Origin of the sequence: Aeromonas sp. FDAARGOS 1405 (genome assembly GCF_019048265.1) — a bacterium.
Lineage (GTDB): Bacteria > Pseudomonadota > Gammaproteobacteria > Enterobacterales > Aeromonadaceae > Aeromonas > Aeromonas veronii_A.
This window is the reverse complement of sequence record NZ_CP077311.1, coordinates 3,579,699-3,603,232: the sequence shown is the minus strand read 5'-3', so window position 1 is coordinate 3,603,232 and position 23,534 is coordinate 3,579,699. Positions and strand designations below refer to the sequence as shown.

Annotated in this window: 19 protein-coding genes; 10 read left to right on the top strand and 9 right to left on the bottom strand. The window is 57.1% G+C overall.

What is annotated here, in order from left to right:
- Positions 1 to 248: 248 nt before the first annotated feature.
- The 9 genes from I6L35_RS16495 to I6L35_RS16455 all read right to left on the bottom strand — a co-directional run bounded on the left by I6L35_RS16495 (position 249) and on the right by I6L35_RS16455 (position 13,918).
- Positions 249 to 785 (bottom strand): cell division protein ZapC, encoded by a 537-nt coding sequence (locus I6L35_RS16495; RefSeq protein ID WP_216978783.1) that lies wholly within the window; start codon positions 783 to 785, stop codon positions 249 to 251.
- A 90-nt stretch (positions 786 to 875) separates the two neighbouring features.
- Positions 876 to 1,886 (bottom strand): quinone-dependent dihydroorotate dehydrogenase, encoded by a 1,011-nt coding sequence (gene pyrD, locus I6L35_RS16490; protein WP_216978782.1) that lies wholly within the window; start codon positions 1,884 to 1,886, stop codon positions 876 to 878.
- 77 nt (positions 1,887 to 1,963) lie between these two features.
- On the bottom strand, positions 1,964 to 6,802 hold the full coding sequence (locus I6L35_RS16485) for an NAD-glutamate dehydrogenase (RefSeq protein WP_216978781.1): 4,839 nt from the start codon (positions 6,800 to 6,802) through the stop codon (positions 1,964 to 1,966).
- 278 nt (positions 6,803 to 7,080) lie between these two features.
- On the bottom strand, positions 7,081 to 7,302 hold the full coding sequence (locus I6L35_RS16480) for a DUF2835 family protein (RefSeq protein WP_005345441.1): 222 nt from the start codon (positions 7,300 to 7,302) through the stop codon (positions 7,081 to 7,083).
- Positions 7,303 to 7,370: 68 nt separating this feature from the next.
- Positions 7,371 to 9,995, bottom strand: coding sequence for an aminopeptidase N (pepN, locus tag I6L35_RS16475; protein WP_216978780.1), 2,625 nt, complete (start codon positions 9,993 to 9,995; stop codon positions 7,371 to 7,373).
- Positions 9,996 to 10,139: 144 nt separating this feature from the next.
- Positions 10,140 to 12,155, bottom strand: a complete 2,016-nt coding sequence (prc, locus tag I6L35_RS16470) for a carboxy terminal-processing peptidase (RefSeq protein WP_216978779.1) — start codon at positions 12,153 to 12,155, stop codon at positions 10,140 to 10,142.
- Positions 12,156 to 12,163: 8 nt separating this feature from the next.
- Positions 12,164 to 12,802: an RNA chaperone ProQ gene (proQ, locus tag I6L35_RS16465; RefSeq protein ID WP_005351923.1), complete on the bottom strand. Its 639-nt coding sequence runs from the start codon at positions 12,800 to 12,802 to the stop codon at positions 12,164 to 12,166.
- Between the two features lie 102 nt (positions 12,803 to 12,904).
- Positions 12,905 to 13,363 (bottom strand): GAF domain-containing protein, encoded by a 459-nt coding sequence (locus tag I6L35_RS16460; RefSeq protein WP_216978778.1) that lies wholly within the window; start codon positions 13,361 to 13,363, stop codon positions 12,905 to 12,907.
- A 93-nt stretch (positions 13,364 to 13,456) separates the two neighbouring features.
- Positions 13,457 to 13,918: a hypothetical protein gene (locus I6L35_RS16455; RefSeq protein WP_040065751.1), complete on the bottom strand. Its 462-nt coding sequence runs from the start codon at positions 13,916 to 13,918 to the stop codon at positions 13,457 to 13,459.
- 281 nt (positions 13,919 to 14,199) lie between these two features.
- On the opposite strand from I6L35_RS16455, the gene ccoN reads away from it, so the two are divergent.
- The 10 genes from ccoN (at position 14,200) to uspE (ending at position 23,460) form a co-directional block, all read left to right on the top strand.
- Positions 14,200 to 15,624: a cytochrome-c oxidase, cbb3-type subunit I gene (gene ccoN, locus I6L35_RS16450; RefSeq protein WP_005336616.1), complete on the top strand. Its 1,425-nt coding sequence runs from the start codon at positions 14,200 to 14,202 to the stop codon at positions 15,622 to 15,624.
- Positions 15,625 to 15,640: 16 nt separating this feature from the next.
- On the top strand, positions 15,641 to 16,255 hold the full coding sequence (gene ccoO / locus I6L35_RS16445) for a cytochrome-c oxidase, cbb3-type subunit II (protein WP_021230095.1): 615 nt from the start codon (positions 15,641 to 15,643) through the stop codon (positions 16,253 to 16,255).
- Between the two features lie 10 nt (positions 16,256 to 16,265).
- Positions 16,266 to 16,445, top strand: a complete 180-nt coding sequence (locus tag I6L35_RS16440; RefSeq protein ID WP_005336620.1) for a CcoQ/FixQ family Cbb3-type cytochrome c oxidase assembly chaperone — start codon at positions 16,266 to 16,268, stop codon at positions 16,443 to 16,445.
- A complete protein-coding gene (gene ccoP, locus I6L35_RS16435; protein WP_019446377.1) occupies positions 16,445 to 17,428 on the top strand; it encodes a cytochrome-c oxidase, cbb3-type subunit III in 984 nt (327 codons plus the stop codon). Before I6L35_RS16440 ends, ccoP begins: the two co-directional genes overlap by 1 nt.
- 140 nt (positions 17,429 to 17,568) lie before the next feature.
- Complete coding sequence (locus I6L35_RS16430; protein WP_216978777.1) at positions 17,569 to 18,069, top strand: FixH family protein; 501 nt, start codon at positions 17,569 to 17,571, stop codon at positions 18,067 to 18,069.
- Between the two features lie 86 nt (positions 18,070 to 18,155).
- Positions 18,156 to 20,540, top strand: coding sequence for a heavy metal translocating P-type ATPase (locus tag I6L35_RS16425; protein WP_216978776.1), 2,385 nt, complete (start codon positions 18,156 to 18,158; stop codon positions 20,538 to 20,540).
- 138 nt (positions 20,541 to 20,678) lie between these two features.
- Positions 20,679 to 20,867: a cbb3-type cytochrome oxidase assembly protein CcoS gene (gene ccoS, locus I6L35_RS16420; protein WP_005336630.1), complete on the top strand. Its 189-nt coding sequence runs from the start codon at positions 20,679 to 20,681 to the stop codon at positions 20,865 to 20,867.
- Positions 20,851 to 21,537 carry a sulfite exporter TauE/SafE family protein gene (locus tag I6L35_RS16415; protein WP_019446375.1) on the top strand — a complete coding sequence of 229 codons (687 nt, stop codon included), beginning with the start codon at positions 20,851 to 20,853 and terminating at the stop codon, positions 21,535 to 21,537. The genes ccoS and I6L35_RS16415 overlap by 17 nt, the downstream gene beginning before the upstream one ends.
- Before the next feature lie 68 nt (positions 21,538 to 21,605).
- Complete coding sequence (locus I6L35_RS16410; protein ID WP_005336632.1) at positions 21,606 to 22,361, top strand: FNR family transcription factor; 756 nt, start codon at positions 21,606 to 21,608, stop codon at positions 22,359 to 22,361.
- Positions 22,362 to 22,512: 151 nt separating this feature from the next.
- The gene (gene uspE, locus I6L35_RS16405; protein WP_184233743.1) at positions 22,513 to 23,460 is read left to right on the top strand and encodes a universal stress protein UspE; all 948 of its coding nucleotides are present in this window, start codon (positions 22,513 to 22,515) and stop codon (positions 23,458 to 23,460) included.
- The last annotated feature ends 74 nt before the right edge of the window (positions 23,461 to 23,534 follow it).

Here is a 23,534-nt window from a genome sequence, read left to right as displayed (position 1 = left end):
ACGCCAGCGGAAAGAAACAAGAGGGAGGCTCCATACTTGCAGCACGGAAGGCCAAGACACTGCGTGGGTCAAAACACAAGGTGCAAGTGAGTGTAACAAGCCTCAGGAGAGGCTGAATCATAACCATCAATGAGAATAGGCAAGATGTTCGCGGTTCAATGAGATATCAGAAACGAGATGCTACAGAGGTGAAAACAGTAAAAGAGACGCGGTGTAATAACAGAGATGAAACGATTGATGAAATTATATCAACTGACCTTACGGTATTGCTCGGTCACGGTAATACGCGGTTTCATCCGGTTATTCATCACCTTGATCACCCCGAAACGCGGCAAGGTTTTACTGGTGGTCAATACCAGCTCGGCAGTGAGGTTCAAACAGACGCTGGCCTGCTCCCCAGCCTCAATGACCATAAATTCACCGTTGCCATGGGGTGTATTCATCAAGACCAGATCACCATTTTGCGGGAGCACTTGCGGATGCTGTTCACTAAAAAACCAGCTTTGCGGCATCAGGGGTTTATAAAAACGACTGACCGCGATGGCATTAAGCACCAGCTGTACCTGATGGGGAATACTCCACTCGAGTTCGGCTGCTTTATCCATCAATTGATAATAGAGGGCTGCATCATCGACACAAAAAGGTTGGGTCGCAAACGAGCTGGGCACCAATTGTCGCCCTTTATACTCGGTCGCAAATAACATGTTATCAGACAGGTCCAACATCAGACGGTCATTCTGGGCATCATAGTGCCATTGCCAGCTATCGGTCGGTTGAATAAACATGTTGGAGCCCTTACTTGATAATTACCAGTTGACTTTATTCCATATGCAGGAAATCAGCAACGTCAAATAAAGGGCTCCTCCATCTATTTCTTAAATATTGGTCACAATCTCTTTGACCAGCCCCGGCCCTTTATAAATAAAGCCGCTATAAATTTGTACCAGACTGGCACCGGCAGCCAGCTTTTCACGGGCAGCCATGGCACTATCAATACCACCCACCCCGATAATTGGCAGAGCACCATTGAGCGCCTTGGCCAGATGACGGATCACCTCGGTACTCTTGTGCTGTAGCGGACGACCACTCAGGCCACCCGCTTCACCGGCGTGGGGCATGTCATAAATCATTTCACGCTCGAGGGTGGTATTGGTGGCGATAACCCCATCAATACCATTCCGTACCAACGAAGCGGCCACCTGATCTATTTCTTCAAGGCTTAAATCCGGGGCAATTTTAACCGCCAGCGGCACGTACTTTTTATATTGGGCGGCCAGCTCTTGCTGACGCACCTTGAGGGCGGCCAGCAACTCATCCAGCGCCTCGCCATATTGCAGCGAACGCAACCCCGGGGTGTTGGGGGAAGAGATATTGACGGCAATATAACCGGCATGATCATAAACCTTGTCCATGCAGATCAGGTAATCATCCTTGCCCTGCTCGATGGGAGTGTCTTTGTTCTTGCCGATATTAATGCCGATGACCCCCTGATATTTGGCCTCTTTTACCTTGGTCACCAGATGATCCACCCCCTTGTTGTTGAATCCCATCCGGTTGATGATCCCCTCTGCCGGAATAACCCGGAACAAGCGGGGCTTGTCATTGCCACTCTGGGGTCTGGGGGTGACGGTACCGACCTCGATAAAGCCAAATCCCATGGCGCCCAGCGCGTCAATGCACTCACCATCTTTATCCAGACCGGCCGCCAATCCCACCGGATTGGCAAAAGAAAGCCCCATGACAGTGACGGGGCGTTTCGGCAAATTCTGGCGGAAGAAACAATCGAGTGGCGTACCGAGAAGGCGGGGCAAATATTTCATGGAGAGATCGTGAGCCTGTTCCGGATTGAGCTTGAACAGGAAATGCCTGGCGATGGGGTACAACATCTTTGCTCCTTAAAGAAAGCCCCGGCAACTGGCCGGGGCTTTGGGTGTAATGTCGGTGCCATGCCTTAATCTGGTAATTAAAGTGCCCGACAATTCAACTGGAGCAGGTTCAACTCTCGCAAGGCCACCGAGAACTTGGCGAACTCGTGAGTGCTGGTGGTCTTGAAGTCGGCCAACATATGGGTCCAACGGGACAAGAGTTGCTCATGCTCCGAAATCCAGTTGGCCAGTATGGTAGCGCATTCTCCCTCTCCTTTGCACCCTTCCAGTACCACAGAAGTGAGACTGCGTTGCTGCCAGTCCAGATCTTCGCGGAAGGAGGCTCGCGCCATCGCCTGCCAGTGGTTGCCGACCGGCTGATGGTTGATCTGGTCGAGGAACCAGTGCAGATCCAGTTTGGCACCGAGGCGATAGTAGACATTGGCGGCGCGCAGGATATCGGTCTTGTGCTCCGCGGCAATCTGCGCCAGATCCAGGCTGGAGAAGAGGCTGCTCATATGGGCTACCTGACGGGCAATGGCCTCCGGCACCTGTTTCTCCATCCACTTGGCTACAGCCTGACGATGCTCGGCCACTTCGCTCTCATCCATGACCTCGTAGAGGTGTTGACCGAGGGTTTCGAACGCCGGACGGAAGAAGGCGATGTTCTCGCTGATGCTCCAGCTGCGATTGCGGGCGCGCAGGAACCAGCGGGTGGCACGGCGCACGATCCGGCGGCTGTAGAACATCAGCTCGAGCTGAGTCTGGGCATCCACCAGGTTGTCGCACCCTTCGATATCGCGCCACAGCTGGTTCATGCCAAACACTTCGCGGGCCATGGCAAAGCAGCAGGCCACTTCGGCGACCGAGGCACCGGTTTCGTCCTTCATCCGGCTGGCGAAGTTGAGCCCCATGTCGTTAACCAGCATGTTGGCAACCCGGGTAGCGATGATCTCGCCGCGTAGCGGGTGATCGGCCAGCTGGGCACCAAACTGCTGCTGTACCTTGGCCGGGAAGCTGGTGACCAGCATGTTGGCGAGGAAGGGCTCGTCGGTCACTTCCGGGCAGTTGAGCTGCTCTTTCAGTACCATCTTGCCGTACGCCACCAACACCGCCAGTTCGGGGCGGGTCAGCCCCTGCCCTGCCGCCATCCGCTCGGAGAGCTCCTCATCGGATGGCAGGAACTCCAGTGCACGATCGAGCTTGCCTTCCCGCTCCAGCCCCTGAATGAAGCGCTGCTGCTCTTTAAGTTGTTCAGAACCGCGGAAGCTGGTGACCGATATGGACTGGGACTGGCGATAGGCATTGGTGATCACGATCTGCGCCACGTCGTCGGTCATCTCGTAGAGCATCTGGTTACGTTGCTTGAGGGTCAGATCCCCTACCGCAACCAACTGGTTCAGCAGGATCTTGATGTTCACCTCGTTGTCGGAGCAATCCACACCGCCGACGTTGTCGGTAAAATCGGTGTTGATGCGACCGCCCTGACTGGCGTACTCCACCCGACCGAGCTGGGTAAAGCCGAGGTTGCCCCCCTCACCCACGATACGGGCCCGCAGATCGCGGCCGTTGACTCGCAGTGCGTCGTTGCTGCGATCCCCAACTTCCCCATCGCTCTCGCGAGCGCTCTTCACATAGGTGCCGATGCCGCCGTTCCACAGCAGATCGACATTGAGGCAGAGCAGCGCCTTGATCAGCTCGTTTGGCGCCATGCTAGCCTTGTCGGTACCGAGCAGGGTTTGTATTTCCGGGCTCAGCTTGATGGACTTGGCCGAGCGCAGGAAGATGCCGCCCCCCTGTGATATCAGCTCGCGGTTGTAGTCATCCCAGCTGGAGCCCGGCAGATCGAACAGGCGCTGGCGCTCGACAAAACTCTTGGCCGCATCCGGAGCGGGGTCAACAAAGATGTGCATGTGGTTGAACGCGCCCACCAGCCGGGTGTGCTCGGAGAGCAGCATGCCGTTGCCGAACACGTCTCCCGCCATGTCGCCGATCCCGACGCAGGTAAAATCGGTGGTCTGGCAGTTGACGCCAATTTCACGAAAATGCCGTTTGACCGACTCCCAGGCGCCACGGGCGGTGATGCCCATCTTCTTGTGGTCGTAACCGACCGAGCCACCGGAGGCAAACGCGTCGCCCAGCCAATGGCCATATTCGAGGCTTATTTCGTTGGCGATGTCGGAGAAGGTAGCCGTGCCCTTGTCGGCGGCCACCACCAGGTAGTAGTCATCCTCGTCGTGACGCACCACGGATTTGGGCGGGATCACCTCGCCGCCGATGATGTTGTCAGTCACATCGAGCAGACCGCGAATAAACAGGCGATAACAGGCCTTTCCCTCCTCCTGAATGACGGCGCGGGTTGCCCCCACCGGCATCTGTTTGCAGTAGAAACCGCCCTTGGCCCCCACTGGCACAATGACGGTGTTCTTGACCTGCTGGGCTTTCACCAGACCCAGTACTTCGGTGCGGAAGTCCTCTTTGCGATCTGACCAGCGCAGACCGCCACGAGCTACTTTGCCCCAGCGCAGATGTACCCCTTCCACTCGCGGCGAGTAGACGAAGATCTCGAATTTCGGCAGCGGCAGCGGCATGTCGGTGATAGTGGAGGGAGCCAGTTTGAAGGAGATGTAGGGCTTGATGTTGCCCGCCTTGTCCAGCTGGTAGTAGTTGGTACGCAGGGTAGCGTCGATCATCTCCACATAGCGGCGAATAATGCGATCGTCGTCCAGGTTGGCCACCTGATCCAGCTTGGTGGCAAGCTGCTCGTGCAACTTGGCCTGTACCTTGACGTCCTGCTTGCCGGCCGGATCCAGGCGCTGTTCAAACAAGGTGAACAGCAGCTGAGCAATCTCCGGATAACGGGTCAGGGTCTCTTCAATATAGGACTGGCTAAAAGAGACGCCGGTCTGACGCATGTATTTGGCATAGGCGCGCAGCACCGACACCTGGCGGCCGGTGAGACCCGCCCCCAATACCAGCCGGTTGAAGCCGTCATCTTCCAGCTGCTTGTTCCAGATGGCGGCAAAGGCTTGCTGGAAGCGTTGCTGACTCTGGGCCAGATCAAAGGGCTGCTCGCCGTGCAGCAACATGGAGAAGTCGAGGATCCAGAACAGATCGCCACCCGGAGTGCGTACCTGATACGGGGTCTCACCGATCACCCGCAGTCCCATGTTTTCCAGCATCGGCAGTACATCGGAGAGGTGAATGGGCTCGGTGCGATGGAACAACTTGAGCCGTACCCGACGATCGTTCTCCTCCTCCTGCGCGCGGTAGAACAGCATGCCGAGTGGCTCGGCTTCGCTCAGGTTATCGAGCGCCATGATGTCGGCCACGGCCGAGCCAGGCAACACATCCTCCTTGTAAGCACGGGGGAATGCGGTGCTGAAACGGCGGCGCAGCTCGTTGCCACGGGCCTCGCCATAGTGAGAGAGCAGCACGGAGTCGAGTCTGTCGTCCCAGCTGCGGGCCGCTTCAATCAGGTTGTTCTGTACTTCGTTCACATCCACATCCACGTTGTTGTTGTTGACCCGCACTATGTAGTGGGTCCGCGCCAGCACGCCTTCGGTGAAGTAGACGTTGAACTCCACCTCTTCATTACTGCCAAAATATTTCTGCAAAATTTGCTGGGTCTTTATCCGCAGCGCCGTGTTGTAGCGCTCCTTGGTGACATAGACCATGCAGGAGAAGAAACGGCCGTACACATCGCGGCGCACGAACAGCCGCAGCATGTCCCGCTCCTGCATCTCCAGTACGCCCAGACCGGTGGCCAGCAGCTCCTCTTCACGGGCCTGGATCAGCTCGTCACGGGGATAGGTTTCCAGCACGTTCAGCAGCGCCTTGTAGGCGTGGGAGCCCTTCTCGTGACCGGAGGCAGCCATGATGCGTTCGAGACGATGGCTGATGAGCGGGATCTGGGTCGCGCTGGTGTTGTAGATGGAAGAGGCGTAAAGACCTATGAAGCGATCTTCCCCGATCACCTTGCCATGCTCGTCAAAGCGCTTGATGCCGATGTAATCCACATAAGCCGGACGGTGCACCCGGGACTTGCTGTTGGATTTGGTGAGGATCAGCAGGTCAGAACTCAGAGCGGCGTGACGTGCGCTGGCTGGCATGTTGCCAAGGCGCTGGCCCACCTCCTTGATGGAGTTCTTCATCAGCCCCAGGCTGGAGCTGGCCTGCGGCAGGATCTCGTGATCCCCCTCCACCGCTTTGACGTCGTAGCGACGATAACCCATCAGGGTGAAGTTGTGGGCAGCTACCCATTTGAGGAAGGCAACGCAGGAGGCCACCTCCTCCTTGCTGGCCGGACTCTTGCGTTTGGGAAGCTCGTCGATGATCTCATTGAGCTTGGCTAGCATGGGCTGCCAGTCGCCGACTGCCAGCGCTACTTCACCAGCCACGGAGTTGAGCTCGGCAGCCAGCGCGGCCATCTGCTCCTCGCTGGTGAGGTGATCGATCTCGATAAGGAATGCCGTTTCAACCGAGGTCTGCCCGTCGGTGTTGTCGAGTTCCAGAATGGCATCAATCTTTCCATCCGCTCCACGAATGAGGTGCAGCGGTTGGTGCAGCATCATGTGGGCGGTGATATTGAGTCGCTTGAGCGCCATCCGGATGGAGTCCACCAGGAAGGGCGAGTCCTGCAGGATCACCTCGACGATGGTATGGGGCGATTGCCAGCCGTGACGGGTCAGCTCGGGATTGTAGACCCGGATGTAGGGATCGGTGCCGGTGCGCTGATTGAGGGCATTCCACAGGCTCAGGGCCGCGCCGTAGAGATCGCTGTCATTGCGATCGTGCAGGTCGGAGCTCGCCATGTTGCCGTAGAACTTGGCAACGAAGCGCTCGACCAGAGAGGCGCTGTTTTTGGGCAACTTCTGATGGATCAGGCTGAGAACGTTTTCGAGCAGAACTGAGGTAGGGGCGTCTTTCAATGCCATTTTTATATTCCTTATCGGACGACATTAACCACCGACGCAGAGGCAACCACCCTGGTTACCCGCTGGTGCAGAGTTGTTGCGAAGTGTAATGGCTTGGATAAGGGAAGGCGAGGAAAGGTGCTAACGAGATGTTAAAAACAAGGTACAGATCACGGCTTAAACTGTGAGAAATTTTGCAAATAACCAAAAATACAGAAATTCCCACTACCTTTGTGCCAGTTTACCGGATAGATAGTGACGCAAAGCAGATAAACAGTCGGTAATCTGTTCGATTTTTGTTAATTTATGCGTTCGAGACTGATAAAGCGGTAATCGTCCTGGGTTTTCAGCCGAAAGTAGCCATGCACACCATTGATGGCGACAAAGGGCCGTATTTTTTCTATACCAAGTTCCAGGGTCAATCCCTGTTCGCTACGCACCACCAGCCGTCTGACGTGGCCCTGATACATCAGCATCACCTCATCGCTATTCAATGAGAGCCGAAAAGTAAACTGCTTCACGCTTGCTCCTGATCACACGACAAATCACACAATGGGGCAGGAGCGTAACGCTCCTGCCCCATCGACACTTACTGCTGCAGCGCCTTGCTGACCTTCTCGAACAGATCCCGTGCCAGCCCCTCAAGGTTGGCAAGACGGGTCAGCTCGGCGCGGATCAGCGCCTTGCGCACCTCATCCAGTCGCTTGAACTGGATAAGCGGAGTGATGAGGCGGGAGGCCACCTGTGGATTGACCTCGTTGAGCTCGATCAGCAGATCGGTCAGGAAGCGGTAACCGCTGCCATCCACCGCATGGAACTGCACCTGATTGCTCATGGCGAAGCTGCCGATCAGCGCCCGCAGCCGGTTCGGGTTGCGAATGCTGAAGGTAGGATGATTCATTGCCTGCTTCACTTCGCCGAGCACATCGGCAGCCGGCTTGCTGCCAATCAGCCGCAGCCAGTTGTCCAGCACCAGTCCATCCTTGGCCCACTTGCCCTCGAAGTCGGCCAGCAGCGCAGCGCGGCATGGCAGCAGATAGCCGTTGGCCACCTGCAACGCCGCCAGGGTGTCGGTCATGTTGTCGGCGGTTGCGTACTGCTCGCGCACCAGCGCATCGGCATGCTCCGCATCCAGCGCAGCCAGATAGCCGAGCACCACCCCTTTGAGGGCCCGCTTGGCCATATCGGCGTGCACCACCTGATAGCCGCTCAGACGCAGGCTCTGATAGGTAGCCGCCAAGCGCGCGCCAAAGGCCTCGGCAAGACGGGTGTGGATCGCGTCGCGCACCTGATGGATGGCATCGATATCGGCCACCTCGAACAGCTCGGCTAGGGTCGCTTCACCTGGCAGCGCCAGGATCTCCGCCTTGAGGGCCAAATCCAGCTCGCTGTCGTCCAAAATGGCGACGAAGGCGGCCAGCAGGGTTTGGGAGAGCTCAACCCCCTGCCCGTGTTGCACCCGCGCCACCCCGTCGATGACCGCTTTGTTGATCAGCATCTGGGCGGCATCCCAGCGGGCAAACTCGTTGCGAGCAAAGCGCATCAGGAAGGCGAGCGCTTCATCGCTGTAGTCATAGTACAGCTTGACCGGCGCGGAGAAGTCCCGCAGCAGGGAGGGAACCGGCTTGACCGGCACCTGATCGAATTCGAAGGTCTGCTCCGCTTCGAGCACATCGAGCACGTTGCCGATGGCCTTGCCCTGATATTGCAGCGCGATGACGGCACCTTGCTCGTCATAGAGCTCGATATCGAAGGGGATATGCAGCGGCAGCTTCTGCGGCTGATCCTGAGTCGGCGGGGTGTGCTGGCTCACATGGAGGCGATAGATACCGCTGGCGGCATCGTACTCGTCGGTGACGGTCAACTCGGGGGTGCCTGACTGGCTGTACCAGCGGCGGAAACGGCCAAGATCGACACCGGAAGCATCCTCCATCGCCTGCACGAAATCATCGCAAGTAGCGGCCGAGCCGTCGTGACGCTCGAAGTAGAGACGCATACCGGCCTGGAAGGAATCTTCCCCCAGCAGGGTGTGCATCATGCGGATCACTTCCGACCCCTTCTCATAGACGGTCAGGGTGTAGAAGTTGTTCATCTCGATCACCACATCCGGGCGGATCGGGTGTGCCATGGGGCCGGCATCTTCCGCAAACTGCGGGCCGCGCACGGTACGCACGTTGTTGATGCGGTTGACGCCACGGGAGCCCAGATCGGAGGAGAACTCCTGATCCCGGAATACCGTCAGCCCCTCTTTCAGGCTGAGCTGGAACCAGTCTCGACAGGTGACGCGGTTGCCGGTCCAGTTGTGAAAATATTCGTGACCGATCACCCGTTCGATACCGTGGTAGTCGCCATCGGTAGCGGTGGCCGGATTGGCCAGCACGAACTTGGAGTTGAAGATGTTGAGCCCCTTGTTCTCCATGGCGCCCATGTTGAAGAAGTCCACCGCAACGATCATGTAGATGTCGAGATCATACTCGAGGCCGAAACGCTGCTCGTCCCAGCGCATGGAGTTGATGAGGCTCTCCATGGCAAAACCGGCGCGATCGAGGTTGCCCTTGTCGACGAAGATCTCGAGGGCCACCTTGCGGCCGCTCTTGGTGGTGTAGTGGCTGCGCTCCACATCGAAATCACCGGCCACCAGCGCAAACAGGTAGCTGGGTTTGGGGAAAGGATCCTGCCACTGCACGAAGTGACGGCCGCCATCCAGATCACCGCTGTCGACCTTGTTGCCATTGGAGAGCAGGAAGGGGAACTGGGCTTTGTCGGCAGTAATGCGGGTGCTGTAGCGCGCCAGAATGTCGGGGCGGTCCAGATAATAGGTAATGCGGCGAAACCCTTCGGCTTCGCACTGGGTACAGTAGGCATCACCCGATTTGTAAAGCCCTTCCAGCGCGGTGTTGGCGGCCGGATCCAGCAGGGTGACGATGGTCAGTACACATTCGGCCGGCAGGTTGAACAGGGTCAGACTGCTCTCGCCTTGCTCGTAGTGGTCACAGGGAATGCCATCGATGGCAACGCTCTTGAGAGTCAGCTGTTCACCATCGAGGACGAGCGGCGCATTGTGCTCGCCGTTACGACGAATGCGGGTGATGGCGGTGACCTGGGTCAGCGGCTCCTGCAGTTGGAAATCGAGGTCGATGGTGTCGATCCAGTAGAGCGGCGCCTGATAATCCTGGCGATATTTGGCCGTCATGGCCTGGGGGTGATCGGTCATTATTGTCTGCTTCCACGCTTGTTAAAGGCGAGAAAGAGGCTGTCACAACCAACTGGCGGGGTCAAACAATTTGCATTACGTCAGATACGCCAGACAAAAAGAAAGGGCGACCGCAGTCGCCCTTGTACATTGGAGGTCGCCTTGTCAGCTGCGTTTGCTGACCTTGGCCAGATCCGCCGTGATATTGGCCGCTTCGATGAGATACTCATCGGGCGCTTCAAAATCAGCGGGCAGTTCATCCAGACTCTTCACCGCCGGCTTGCCAAGACGTGCCAGACGCTCGTTGGTACGTTTGAGCGCTTTCTCATCCTGTTTCGCCTGCTCTGCAACACGCTCCGCCTCGTTGAGGGAGACCGACTTCTTCTCCTTCTCCACCTTGTAGTCTGCAATATCCTGCATCACGTAGGCAAACTCGGGATCCTTGGCGATGCGGGCATCGTGGGCGGCCTGCAGCTTGGGCAGCAGAGTAGTGAAATTGCCCAGAGTCTGATAGTTGGCAGAGGCTATCTTGTCCCACGGCAGCGCATTGAACTCACGGCTTTCACCCGTCTCTTCCGGCGCAACCGGTGTCGGGAAGCTGATATCCGGCGCAACGCCCTTGTTCTGGGTACTCCCACCATTGATCCGGTAGAACTTGGCGATGGTGTACTGCACGTGACCCAGCGGCTGCTCGTAGAAGTCATAGACCTTGGCGAGGCTGCGATGCTGCTGCACCGTCCCCTTGCCGAACGAGTTTTCACCCAGGATCAGGGCTCGACCATAATCCTGCATGGCGGCAGCGAAGATCTCGGAGGCCGAGGCACTGTATCTGTCGATCAGCACCGACATGGGACCGCCGTAATAGACGTTGCCATCGTCGTCACCGTTGACCGTGATACGACCCATATGATCACGGATCTGAACAACAGGACCGCTGCCAAAGAAGAGACCACTCAGGGCAGAGGCTTCAGTCAGGGCGCCGCCGCCGTTACCGCGCAGATCGATGATCAGACCATCGATCTTCTGCTTGTTGAGGCTGGAGAGCTCCTTGATCACGTCGTCATGCAGATTGACGTAGAAACTCGGGATCTCGATGACACCAATCTTCTTGCCTTCGGCGTTAATCACCTTGGACTTGGCGGCTCTGTCTTCAAGGCGCACCTTGTCGCGGGTCAGCTCGATCTGCTCGGTCTTGGCGGTTGCGCCCTTGCCGCGCTGAATTTCAAGCTTGACCTTGCTCCCCTTGGGCCCCTTGATGAGCTCGACCACGTCATCGAGACGCCAGCCGATCACATCAACAATCTTGCCATCTTCCTGCCCTACCCCGGTGATCTTGTCATCGGGCTTGAGGTGGTTAGATTTGGCAGCCGGGCCACCGGGCACCAAAGAACGGATGACGGTAAAGTCATCTTCCGCCTGTAACACGGCCCCGATCCCTTCCAGCGAGAGGTTCATCTCGGTGTTGAAACGATCGGCACTGCGCGGGGAGAGGTAACTAGTGTGTGGTTCGATGGCGCGAGCGAAGGAGTTCATGAAGAGCTGGAAGACATCTTCGCTCTCGGTCTGGGACATCCGCTTGATGGCGTTGTTGTAACGCTTGCCAAGCAGCTCCTTGATCTCGGGCCACTCCTTGCCGCTGAGCTTTAGGCTCAGGGCATCGAACTTGACCCGCTGACGCCACAGCTCGTTGAGCTCTGCTTCATCTTTGGGCCAAGCCGCCCCTTCCCGATCAAACACATAGTTGTCGGTCTGGGTAAAATCGAAAGGAGTATCAAGCAGTTTGAGGGCGTATTCGAACCGCTCATAACGCCGCTGCTGACTCAGGTTGAACATCTCGTAGGCGGGAGCCAGACGGCCTCTTTCGAGGTCGGTGTCAAAACCGTTACGGTACTTTTCAAAACGGCTGATATCAGAGGCCAAAAACAGGTTGCGGCTGTAGTCCAGATTCTCCAGATATTTATCGAAAATCACGGAGGAAAAGGCATCGTCCAGCTTGAACTGTTTGTAGTGCGAGCGGGTAAACAGATTGGTAATTCGCTTGCTGGCCGTAGCATGTTGGCTCTCTTGAGCCAACACAGGCAAATCACTCTCCTTGAGCACCGGCTCGATGGCCTGTGCAAGCCCGGCAAGCGCCAGGCTACAGGCAACGAGGGAAAAACGAATTACGCCATGCTTCAACATTTGTCTCCTTAGAGAACCAAGTGCTCTGATTTGACCCGCACCATCATGCCGGTCTGCAGTTGGACCTGTACATCGTCCTTGGTTACTTCCTTGATGGTTGCCGGAACCGGGAATTTACCCATAACGACGCGCACATCCTGGCCCACTTTCAGCGTAGCGGCATCCACTTTAACCAGCGGAGCGTCAGCGACCGGTGCCTTGGCGGCAGCTTTCGGCTTGGCAGCTACATCAGCTTTCTCGGTTTTGCGCACAGCAGGACGACGGGGCTTCTTGGCCTTCTCATCCTTCTCTTTGGTATTGGTACGACGGCTGGCGAATACGCGCTCTTTGCTCTCTTTCAGAGCTTGCTTGGCGTGTTCGATGTGCTCTTCGGTCAGCAGCTCGCCCGGGTTGCCATCCAGATCAACGCGAGCCTGGCCAGCTTTGAGACCGTGCAGGTAGCGCCAGCTGGAGGTGTATTGACGCAGTGCTGAACGCAGCATGGTCTTGGAGACTCTGGCATCGTCAGCAAGACGCTCGGCCAAATCCTGGAAGATACCAATCTTGAGCGGCTTGGCCTCTCCTTCAGCAACGAAGCAGGCCGGGAATTTCTCGACCAGGTAGGCAACGATCTCTTTACTGTTCTTCAGCTTCTCAGTGTTTTCCATGTATAACCTTGGCTTTCATATAAACGCACGGGCACGTCCCGAGCACAACAAAGGCCCCATTATAGAGAGCTTGGGGCCTTTTGCGAACCATCTAGCAATGACTTAGAGCATGCTTTCCAAAATTTGCACCGTTTCTTCGAGGCCAATCCGGTCTTCCTGGTTGAAACGGTTAAAAATCGGACTATCGATATCGAGTACCCCGATGATCTCGCCACCACGGCGCACCGGGATCACGATTTCCGAGTTGCTCGCGCCATCGCAAGCGATGTGACCATCGAACTGGTGGACATCGTCAATGAGCTGGGTTCTCCCCTCTGCCACTGCCGTACCACACACCCCGCGGCCGACCGGGATCCGCACGCAGGCCGGTTTGCCCTGAAATGGCCCCAATACCAGGGTCTCGCCCTGCAACAGATAAAAACCGACCCAGTTGATCTCCGCCAGCTCCTGATTCAGCAGTGCGGAGAGGTTGGCCAGATTGGCAATCAGATCGGTTTCCCCCTCCAGCAGCGCCTTGGCCTGCTGGTTGAGGGTGCGATAAAATGGTTGTTTTTCAATCATGATTAAATGAACTTCACTCCCTGATGGTTTGGGGAAGGTAACGCCTGGCCGGGAAATTTCAAATATTTTTTCCACTCCCCGCTCCTTGCGCCGTTATTCCCGGGCAACGGAAAGCGCCAATTGCTGGCGTTGACCATTACTCCACTCGATATTTAACAACCAGATCATGACGGGTGATGTACAACTCCCCACCTGGGTTACCCCCTGCCACTGTCCGTCTATTTGTTCAAAGTTCACCGGAATGGTGCCCATAAACATATCTTTGCCTTCGAGTGTCGCTTTCACCGGTTTGATGGCCGGATCGCCGCCGCTAATAGCGATGACAAAGTCATGTTCAGCGCGCAGCGGTAATTCCTTGATGGCGACCGTCAGCGACTTGTCACCAATCAGCGCGCTGCAAGGGGTGTGGGAAAGATCACAAATCTGATCTTTTGTCTGGTCAGCAGAGACGCTGTTATCGACCGAAAACCAGGTGCGATAGGCCATCAGCGCCAATAACAGCGCCAATACCAGTACGAGGTGCAAAACTTTACGTGCGGTAAGTCTCTCTTTCATCAAAAACAGCCCGATTAAGATGCAATTAAAATAGTTTTTTGTGATCTCGAACAAGGTAAAAAACTGCCATATCGAGACCGGACGGAGCCAAATATATCACTGTTTATACTGTTATTTTACCTGTCACTTCAGTATCATTCCCATGCAGTTTTCATTTAGCCATCTTTTGCTTTTCCTTTCGTTAACAGATGTTAACAACTGGTCGGCGGTGGCTGATGAAGCCAGTCCGGTTCTCCGGATACAAAACCAAACAACAGCAGCATCGGAAGCGGAATATAACGATGAGCCATACAACTAACCATCCTGAGTACAACTACACCGTTGTTCGCCAGTTTACCGTCATGACGATTGTCTGGGGAATTGTCGGCATGTCGGTTGGCGTACTGATCGCAGCCCAGTTGATCTGGCCTGCCCTCAACTTCGAGACCCCGTGGCTGACTTACAGTCGTCTGCGGCCCCTCCATACCAACGCAGTGATCTTCGCCTTCGGCGTCAGTGCACTCATGGCCACCTCGTTTTACGTGGTGCAGCGCACCTGTCAAACCAGACTGTTTGGTGGCCCGCTGGCAACCTTCGTCTTCTGGGGCTGGCAAGCAATCATCCTCTCTGCCGCCATCTCTCTGCCGCTGGGTTACACCTCCGCCAAAGAGTATGCCGAGCTGGAGTGGCCGATTGATATCGCCATCACTGTGGTATGGGTCGCCTATGCCATCGTCTTCTTCGGCACACTGATGAAGCGCACCACCTCCCACATCTATGTGGCGAACTGGTTCTTCGGCGCCTTCATCATCACCGTTGCGGTGCTGCACATCGTCAACAACATGGAAGTGCCGCTCTCCGGCATGAAGTCCTACTCCATGTACTCCGGCGCCATGGATGCAATGGTGCAGTGGTGGTATGGCCACAACGCGGTAGGCTTCCTGCTGACCGCCGGCTTCCTCGGGATGATGTACTACTTCGTGCCCAAGCAGGCGGGTCGTCCGGTTTACTCCTATCGCCTCTCCATCGTGCACTTCTGGGCGCTGATCTCCCTCTATATCTGGGCCGGTCCGCACCACCTGCACTACACCGCACTGCCTGACTGGGCTCAGTCGCTGGGCATGGTGATGTCCCTGATCCTGTTCGTACCCTCCTGGGGCGGCATGATTAACGGCATCATGACCCTCTCCGGTGCCTGGCACAAACTGCGTTATGACCCTATCCTGCGCTTCCTGATCGTCTCCCTGTCGTTCTACGGCATGTCGACCTTCGAAGGCCCGATGATGGCGATCAAAACCGTTAACGCCCTCTCCCACTACACCGACTGGACCGTCGGTCACGTTCACTCCGGTGCGTTGGGCTGGGTTGCCATGGTCTCCATCGGTGCGGTTTATCACCTGATCCCGAACCTGTTCGGCCAGGGCCGGATGTACAGCGTCAAGCTGATCAACGTTCACTTCTGGCTGGCGACCGTGGGCACCGTGCTCTACATCGTTGCCATGTGGATTTCCGGCGTGATGCAGGGCCTGATGTGGCGTGCAGTCAACGAAGACGGCACCCTGACCTACAGCTTCGTTGAAGCGCTGCAGGCATCCTATCCCTTCTATTTCGTGCGCTTCCTGGGTGGCTGCTTCTTCGTCACCGGCATGTTGCTGATGGCTTACAACGCCTATCGCACCATCACTGCGCCCAAAGGTTCTCTGGAACCTGTCGCCCAGCCAGCATGATTGAAGAGGTCAACCCATGAGCAATAATAACCGTCACGAAATATTTGAAAAAAGCGTTCCCATGCTGGTGGTCGGCATCATCTTCGCCATCAGTCTGGGGGGCCTGGTTGAAATCACTCCGCTGTTCTTCCAAAAGCAAACCACCGAGCCGGTGGAGGGCCTCAAGCCCTACACCGCTCTGCAGATGGAAGGACGCGACATCTTCATTCGCGAAGGCTGCACCAACTGCCACAGCCAGATGATCCGTCCGTTCCGTGCCGAAACCGAGCGTTACGGTCACTACTCGGTCGCCGGTGAGAGCGTCTGGGAACACCCCTTCCTGTGGGGTTCCAAGCGTACAGGTCCGGATCTGGCCCGTGTCGGTGGCCGGTACTCCGACGAGTGGCACAAGGTTCACCTGATCAACCCGCGCGATGTGGTACCGGAATCCAACATGCCCGCCTATCCCTGGCTTGATACCAATGTGCTGACTGGCGAGATGACCGGCAAAAAACTGGCGCTGTTCCGCGATCACTTCGGTGTGCCCTATACCGACGCCGATATTCAGGGTGCTGGCGAAGCCGTCAAGGGCAAAACCGAGCTGGATGCGCTGGTGGCCTATCTGCAATCACTGGGTCATGCCCTGAAATAAGGAGGCGAAAATGGACTACGGCACATTTCGCGGTCTGTATACCTTGCTGTTGATGGCCATCATGATTGGCATCATCGTCTGGGCCTACAGCAAACGCCGCAAGACCTCTTTCGACGAGGCTGCCAATTTGGTTTTTGCCGATGATGAGCAACCCGGTGCTGATAAAAAGAACGCAGGAGCGAAACAATAATGAGCACTCTGTTTAGCATTTTTGTGACTGTCATCAGTCTGGGAACCATCCTCGGCTGCTTCTTGCTGCTGATGTGGTGCCGCAAGGACAAGATGGGTGTTGAAGAAGGCAAATCGATGGGTCACTCCTTCGATGGCATCGAGGAGATCAACAACCCGCTGCCGAAGTGGTGGACTTACATGTTCCTCTTCTTCATCGTCACCGGTCTGGTTTATTTGATCGCCTTCCCGGGGCTTGGCAACTTCAAAGGCCTGCTGGGCTGGCAAAGTTCCAACCAGGACGTGCGCTCGCTGGCCGAGTCCAAAGCTGCAACCGAATCGGCCAAGGCTGAAGGTCGCGCGGTGGAGTATGACCGTGAGGTCGCCAAGGCTGACGAGATCTACGGCGCCAAGTTCCGTGAACTCACCTACGAAGCGGATGGCAAAACCTATCGTGCCATCACCGAGATCGCCAAGGATCCGGAAGCCCTGAAAGTGGGTCAGCGTCTGTTCCTGCAGAACTGCTCCCAGTGCCACGGCTCTGACGCCCGCGGTGGTCGCGGTTTCCCGAACCTGACCGACAGCGAATGGCAATGGGGCGGCCAGCCTGATCAAATCAAGACCACCATCATGGGCGGTCGTCAGGGGATCATGGCTGCCTGGGGTGAAATCCTCGGCAAAGATGGCGTTCAGGAAGTGGCCTCCTATGTGCTGAGCCTCTCCGGTCGCAAGGTCGACCTGGTGGAAGCGAAGAAAGGTGAAGCACGCTTTGCCATCTGCGCTGCCTGCCACGGGGCCGATGCCAAGGGCGGTGTTGCCGTCGGTGCGCCAGATCTGACCAACAACACCTGGCTCTACGGTGGCTCCCGCGAAGTGGTGGTACAAACCATCACCCACGGTCGTCACGGTGTGATGCCAGCCTGGAAAGACATTCTGGGTGAGGACAAGGTTCACCTGCTGGCCTCCTACGTTTACAGCCTGTCTCATCAACAGTCTGCCAAATAAGGTTCGCCCGTAACGTTGTAACATGTGATAAACACGTGATTACACAGCAAAAAGCCTCGACTCCTCGAGGCTTTTTGTTATCTTGTGTTGCGTAAAAACCATCTTCCACGTTAATCATTCGTTTCATGGCAGTAGCAATCATGACCCAACCTCTATCCAAACCGTGGTATCGCCAATTCTGGCCCTGGTTTATCATCGCCCTCCCCACTGCCGCCGTTGTCGGCAGCATCGCCACCGCCATCATCGCCAGCAAGGATGGGGTCAATCTGGTGGCCGAGGACTATTACAAACAAGGGAAAGAGATCAATCAGGACTTGAGCAAGTTTGACCGCTCCGAAGCACTCAATATCCGCTTTGTGCTGGAGGTTGACGGCAACGAGCTGATCCTCAAACCCATCAGCGGTGACATTCCTGCCGGGCAAGCTCTCTATCTCTCATTGTTCCACCCGACCTTGGCCGGTCAGGACAGCGAACACATGATCACCGCCGATGCGAGCGGCACCTATCGCCTCCATTTCGACAAGCCGCTGGTCGGCAAGTGGCACATTCGGGTCGATGCTTTCGATCACGAGTGGCGATTGCAAGAGACCGTCCAGTTGCCCACCCAGGCCCCTGTCGAACTCGACCCGAAAGGACGCTAAGCCATGACCGGCTGTTCTCACTGTGGCGAGCCGGTGTTCGCCAGCGCCCCTGCTGCTTGCATTCTGCATTCAGGGGGGCATAACGCATGACCCCCTGCTTTCACTGTGGCGAGCCGGTACCCGCTAATAGTGGCTATTCCCTCGAGATAAAGGGGATTGTTCGCCCCATGTGCTGCCCCGGTTGTCAGGCGGTGGCAGAAACCATCATGGAGTGCGGCCTCGCCAGTTACTACGATCACCGCACCGCTCCTGGCACCAAGGGCGATCTGGTGCCCGAGGAGCTGGCCGCCCTCACCCACTACGATCTGGCAGAAGTGCAACAGGAGTTTGTCACCGACAGTGGTACCCTTCGCGAAATCCAGCTGACAGTAGAAGGGCTAACCTGCGCCGCCTGTGCCTGGCTGATCGAACGCCACTTAATGACACTGACGGGCCTGCGCTACATCAACGTCAACACCACCACCCACCGGGCTCGCATCAAGTGGGATCCGGACCAGCTCTCCCTGAGTAACATCCTCAAGGGATTTGCCCAGATCGGCTATCGCGCCTATCCGTTCCAGACCCATCAACAGGAGGCGCTCTACGCCAAAGAGGTGCGCAGCTATATGTTCCGGCTGGCACTGGCAGGGCTGGGCTCAATGCAGGTGATGATGTGCGCCGTGGCCCTCTATATGGATCTCTTCATCAGCGTTGAAGATGAGTTCATGGTCTACTTCAAGTGGATAAGCCTGCTGCTCTCCACCCCCATCATGATCTACTCGGCCCAACCCTTTTACGTGGGTGCCTGGCGCAGCCTGAAACAGGGTCACCTGTCGATGGATGTGTCGGTGTCGCTGGCGCTGATCGGGGCTTTTATCGCCTCCATGTGGGCCACCGTGTTCAATACCGGTGAGGTCTATTACGACTCCATCACCATGTTCGTCTTCTTCCTGCTGCTGGGGCGCTTTCTCGAATTGCGGGCCCGGCGCAAGGCGTCGGAGTCGAGCTCCAACCTGGCGCGACTGGTGCCAATTATGGCGACCCGCATCGATGATAAAGGAGAGCATGAGGTAGCGGCCAAGACCTTGCAGGTCGGCGATCGGGTACGGGTGCTGGCCGGAGCAACCTTGCCTGCGGACGGCATCATTGTCGAAGGGCAAGCCAGCCTCAACGAATCCATGCTGACCGGTGAACAGCTGCCCCTGCTTAAACAGCGCGGTGAGCAGGTCTATGCCGGCACCATCAACACGGATGCACCGCTACAGATCCGGGTGACCCACCGCATCGAAGAGTCGCGGATCGCCCAGATCATGCGGCTACAGGATCACGCCCTCGACGACAAACCGGCCATCGCCCAGATGGCGGATCAGCTGTCGCGCCACTTTATTCTGGTGCTGCTGATCATTGCCGCTGCGGTCTGGACCTTCTGGCACTTCCACCAACCGGAACAGGCATTCTGGATCGCGCTGGCCGTGCTGGTTGCCACCTGCCCCTGTGCCCTGTCGCTGGCGACTCCGACTGCCCTGACCTCGGCCACCGCCAATCTGACCCGCAACGGCATTCTGCTGCGCCGTGGTCATGTGCTGGACGTGCTGACCAAGGCAAACCGGATCGTGATGGACAAGACCGGCACCCTGACCACCGGTGAGATCAGTCTGACAGGCACCACTACCTTGGCAGAGATGGACGAGACGCAATGCCTCGCCATCGCCCGGGCCATGGAGGCGCAATCCGAACACCCCATAGCTCGCGCCTTCCGGCTACCTGCCGACAGTATCAGTGTGCTGCCATCCACCCGCGAGATCACTCCGGTCATCGGTCACGGCATCACAGCTCTGGTGGATGGCGTACGCTACCGCATCGGCAGTGCCCGCTGGCTTGGGCTGGATCCGGCGCAAGAACGCGGCCGCGGTCTGGCTATCTATCTGGCCGACGAGCAGAAGGTCTTGGCCCGCTTCAATCTGGAAGATACCCTGCGCCCCGATGCCAGGGCGCTGATCGCGGCATTCAAGGCGGCCGGTCTGCAAACTACCGTGCTGACTGGCGACAGCTCTTTGCAGGCAGACGAGATTGCCCGCGAGCTAGGAGTGGATGAGCTGGTCAAGGGGGTCTCGCCCGATGGCAAGCTGGCCTACCTCAAGGCCCGGGAAGCCCAAGGGGATATCAGCATCATGGTGGGCGATGGCATCAACGACGCCCCGGTACTGGCTGGCGCTCACGCCTCGTTTGCCATGGCTGGTGGCACCGATCTGGCGAAAAACAGCGCCGATGCCATCCTGCTGGCCGATGACCTGAGCCGACTGCTCGAGGCCAGAGTGCTGGCAATGCGTACCCGCAAGATCATCATCGAGAACTTCGCCTGGTCCATCGGTTACAACCTGCTGGTGCTGCCGCTGGCGGCCTGCGGCTGGCTGCCCCCCTATCTGGCGGCGGCGGGCATGTCGCTCAGTTCACTCATCGTGGTAACCAACTCGATGCGCCTCAACCGATGAGACCGGTGGCGGAAAATAGCTGAAAATGTGGCCTGCCTCCAATGCAGGCCACATTTCTCACTGATAGCGGCTGGCCCCCTGCCCAAACAGGGTTACCATAGGGGACACTTGCCAAGGATGAACGCCAAGGTACCTCTCATGAATATAATTTTTGTCCTGATCCCCATCGCCATCCTGTTTGTGATCATCGCCGGGGTCGTCTTCTTCTGGGCCATTCGCTCCGAACAGTTTGAAGATCTCGACCGGCAGGGTTCCAACATCCTGTTTGACGAAGAGCAACCTGCCCACAAACCCGTAAAGCCTGCTGACCATGACCCACAACCTTGATCTGGCCGGCGCCCTGCTGGTCGGACTGGCAGGCTCTGCCCACTGTATCGGCATGTGCGGTGGCGTCTCCGCCGCGCTCTCCATGGCGATCCCCGCCAACAAGCAGCACTTCTGGGGGCGGCTTGCCTATCTGCTCAACTACAACCTCGGCCGGATCCTGAGCTATGTGATTGCAGGTGCACTGGTGGGCGGCCTGCTCGCCACCACCAGCGAGCTGGGCGCAGGCAAACACGCTATTGCCGGCTTACGCCTGGTGGCGGCGTTATTGATGATTGCGCTTGGTCTCTATCTGGCGGGCTGGTGGCAAGGGATCTTGCTGCTGGAGCGGCTCGGCGCAAGACTTTGGCCCCGTATCAAACCGCTGGCGGGCAAGTTTCTCCCCTTCACCTCACCTGTGCAGGCACTGCCCTTTGGCATGGTGTGGGGTTGGCTGCCCTGCGGGCTGGTCTACTCCATGCTAACCTGGAGCGCAGCGGCCGGTTCGGCCAGTGGCGGGGCGCTGATCATGCTCTTTTTTGGTCTCGGCACCCTGCCCACCCTGTTCGCGTTGGGCGGGCTTGCCGATCGCCTGAGATACTGGCTCACCCTGCGCAGTTTGCGCCTTGGCGGTGCCCTGCTGCTCATTTTGTTCGGGGTGCATACCTTCTGGATTGGCATTGCTTCCTTTTGAAACCCTATCCAAAACGGATGAGTTGATGGTAAACTTGTTTGATATAAATCAATTATTCGTATGAGCCTATGATCCCGGAAAAGAAACCTGGCAGACGTATCCAGAGCGGTGGCTGTGCAATTCATTGCCAGGATTGCAGCATCAGTCAGCTCTGTATTCCCTTCACTCTGAACGACAACGAGCTTGATCAGCTGGACAGCATCATCGAGCGCAAGAAGCCGATCCAGAAGGGTGAAGAGCTGTTCAAGGCTGGCGATGAGTTCAAATCGCTCTATGCCATCCGTTCCGGGACCATCAAGTCTTACACCATCACCGAGCAAGGGGATGAGCAGATCACCGCGTTCCACCTCGCTGGCGATCTGGTCGGTTTTGACGCCATCCACAAACAGGCCCACCCCTCCTTCGCCCAGGCGCTGGAAACCGCCATGGTGTGCGAGATCCCGTTTGAAGTGCTGGATGATCTCTCCGGCAAGATGCCCAAACTGCGTCAGCAGATCATGCGTCTGATGAGCAACGAAATCATGGGCGATCAGGAGATGATCCTGCTGCTCTCTAAAAAGAATGCCGAAGAGCGCCTCGCCGCCTTCCTGCACAATCTGTCGGTACGCTTCTCCGAGCGCGGTTTCTCCGCCAAGGAGTTCCGTCTCTCCATGACCCGTGGTGACATTGGCAACTATCTGGGTCTGACAGTCGAGACAATCAGTCGTCTGCTCGGCCGTTTCCAGAAGTCCGGTCTCATCAGCGTCAAAGGCAAATACATTACCGTGCTGGATCAGGTCGCCCTTGGCATGATGGCCGGAGCTACTCGCCCGCCCTGCGGCTGATTTTTCCGCTTACCCTCCCGCTATTTTCCTGCTTTCCCTGCCGGATCCTTTCCTCTGGAATGTGATCCGGTACGTTCCCCATACCCTCCTCCTGCGCTAAGCTGTAATGGCTAAGATTCTGCTGTCATTGGACTTTTCCAAGGAGGAGAAGATGGTCAAATATCAGAATATTCTGGTGGTTATCAATCCAGAAGAGGAGCGTCAAATCGCCCTCGAACGGGCAGTCAAAGTCGCCGAGCTGGACGAAAACGCCCATCTGACCCTGCTGCTCACCATCTATGACTTCTCGTATGAAATGACCGCCATGCTCTCGGTGGACGAGCGGCAAGAGATGCGCGACGGCGTCATTTCACAGCGACGTGAGTGGCTGGACGAGATCCTGACCCCCTATCGGGCACAGGGGATCGAATGCGAAGTGAAAGTGGTCTGGCACAATCGTCCCTTCGAGTGTGTCATTCAGGAAGTGCTGGAGCATCGCCACGATCTGGTGGTCAAAGCCACTCACCATCACAGCTTCCTGCAAACCTTCATCTTTACCCCCACCGACTGGCACCTGCTACGCAAATGCCCCTGTCCAGTGCTGCTGGTCAAGGAGGGTCACTGGCAACGGGGCGGCAACATCATCGCCGCCATCAACTGCTCAAGTGACGATCCGGATCAGAAACTGCTCAACGAACGGATCACCCAGGAGGGGAGTGACATCGCCGAGCTGCTGGGCTCCAACCTCTATCTGGTCAACACCTACCCGGGCACCCCGGTCAACGTGGCCATCGAGCTGCCGGAGTTTGATCCCAACGCCTACAACGAAGCGATCCGCAAACACCACGAAAGCCTTCTGCTCAGCCATGCCGACAAGTTCGGGATCGGTCATCTCTGGACCCGGGTAGCAGAGGGACTACCGGAAGAGGTGTTGCCGGATATGGCCGAAGAGCTCAAGGCGACCTTGATGATCATGGGCTGCGTCGGGCGTACCGGGCTTTCTGCAGCTCTGCTCGGCAATACCGCCGAACATGTGATTGACCGCCTCTCCTGCGACATCCTGATCCTCAAACCGGCGGACTACAGCTGCCCGGTCGACAGTCGTCGCAATCAATCATAAGGTGCCTGGCACCTTGCCCTCCCCCGGGACATGGCTATAATAACGCGCTTATTTGTGTCCCGGGTTTTACGAGC